The organism is Acinetobacter sp. MF4640, from assembly GCF_002018895.1.
Taxonomy (GTDB): domain Bacteria; phylum Pseudomonadota; class Gammaproteobacteria; order Pseudomonadales; family Moraxellaceae; genus Acinetobacter; species Acinetobacter johnsonii.
Genome location: NZ_MVOM01000125.1, coordinates 1 through 1,341, shown reverse-complemented (window position 1 = coordinate 1,341; position 1,341 = coordinate 1). Strand labels below are relative to the sequence as shown.

The window sequence follows — 1,341 nt, the reverse complement described above, 5'->3', positions numbered from 1 at the left end:
TAAATACATTATACCTAAATTGATTTGTGAGTACAAAACAATATATGTAAACAAGTGTAAATATTACTGTGTATTCTGAATGCTTCAGATTTGCGCTGTAGCGGGTCGGTGTCCTGTCCTGTGGTTTTGGTCATTCCTGATCTAAAGCAAGCCCGCAGGCATTAAAAAAGCCCCTTATGGGGCTTCTTTTAATTTCGCTTCTCTACTTCGTCCAGAACTTCGTTAATTTGTTCTATAAAGTCTTTGGCTTGTTGTTCTGCTTCATTCATGCTGTCATGTTTTAAAGCGGTTAAAAGTAACTCTGTGCGACCTTTAAAAAACACAGTGATTAATTTAACCTGTCCAATCGTGATGAATATTTCAGCTTTACCTTTCTTTAAATAAATACCCTGCATAACAGTTACGGCATTTTTTTTTGATCTCAAAACATTTTCTACTAGATTTAAAACTGTCTTGGGTGAAACTTGAGTTTTCATATTTAAGTACCTGTTTTATTGGTAGATCGCCAATCGACCTAATAAATATATTATACATATATTGATTTGTGAGTACAAAACAATATGTGTAAATAAGTGTAAACCTCTAGGCGGTATCAATAGAGCAAAGTGTCTACTTTGCGAACTGAAGAAATATAAAAATTCTTCCCTCCCTGATTACCGTTGCAAGGTTCAAGCGAAGCCGACAAAATCTGTGATTTTGTCGAGCTGACCGCAGAACCGCAACTACTCCCCTTTGCCCCTAAGCGGGACTTACAAAGCAATCCCGCAGGGTTGCGACTAGGGCAAGGGGGTTAATAATCCCAACGGCTTGCAACTGATCTAAAGCAAGCCCGCAGGCATTAAAAAAGCCCCTTGCGGGGCTTACTCATGTTTGCTTTAAATAAGTAAAATAAAAGTCTAGAATTTGTTTAAATAGACTAATTGCTTCGTGATGTGCTTCAGCAATATTAGAATGCTCATGGGTGAAATAAAACTCATGTGGGGCTTTATCTATGTAGATAGTAATAATGTTTGCATCTTGCATTAGGCAGTTTCCAAAGGATACGCAAAATGTGCCCTTTTGACTTTCAAGATAGGCTCTTGAGTAGTAATCAAAGTTTGCTTTTTCAAAAGTATTTAGCAATTCAATAACTATTTTTTTAGTATCCAACTTTGTAAAAATCTTGTTCATAATTAATTACCTATTATTTAAATCGCCAATCGACTTAATAAATATGGGTATCCGGATTATCTGATTGATCCTCTTCAGCCTACTCTACTGCCAATTTTCTGTTTCCACCTTCGCCTGAGTCTTCATAGCGATGCTGACTAGGGAGGACAGCGAGAGCTGGGCAAGCGTCAA

Annotated in this window: 3 protein-coding genes; 1 reads left to right on the top strand and 2 read right to left on the bottom strand. The window is 37.3% G+C overall.

Going from position 1 to position 1,341, the window contains the following annotated elements:
* Nucleotides 1-188 precede the first annotated feature (188 nt).
* On the bottom strand, nt 189-476 hold the full coding sequence (locus tag MF4640_RS18725) for a hypothetical protein (protein WP_078390496.1): 288 nt from the start codon (nt 474-476) through the stop codon (nt 189-191).
* Between the two features lie 183 nt (nt 477-659).
* Here MF4640_RS18725 and MF4640_RS19925 point away from each other — a divergent pair, with 183 nt between their 5' ends.
* Entirely contained in the window at nt 660-794 is a 135-nt protein-coding gene (locus MF4640_RS19925; protein WP_264754364.1) for a hypothetical protein, read from the top strand.
* A gap of 70 nt (nt 795-864) precedes the next feature.
* Here the strand turns inward: MF4640_RS19925 and MF4640_RS18720 are convergent, their stop codons facing one another.
* Nucleotides 865-1,170: a hypothetical protein gene (locus MF4640_RS18720; protein WP_078390495.1), complete on the bottom strand. Its 306-nt coding sequence runs from the start codon at nt 1,168-1,170 to the stop codon at nt 865-867.
* Between the last annotated feature and the right edge of the window lie 171 nt (nt 1,171-1,341).

What these genes read in the sequence shown, in the direction of transcription:
- MF4640_RS18725 (WP_078390496.1), bottom strand. Translation starts at nt 476, where the DNA reads ATGAAAACTCAAGTTTCACCCAAGACAGTTTTAAATCTAGTAGAAAAT.
- MF4640_RS18720 (WP_078390495.1), bottom strand. Translation starts at nt 1,170, where the DNA reads ATGAACAAGATTTTTACAAAGTTGGATACTAAAAAAATAGTTATTGAA.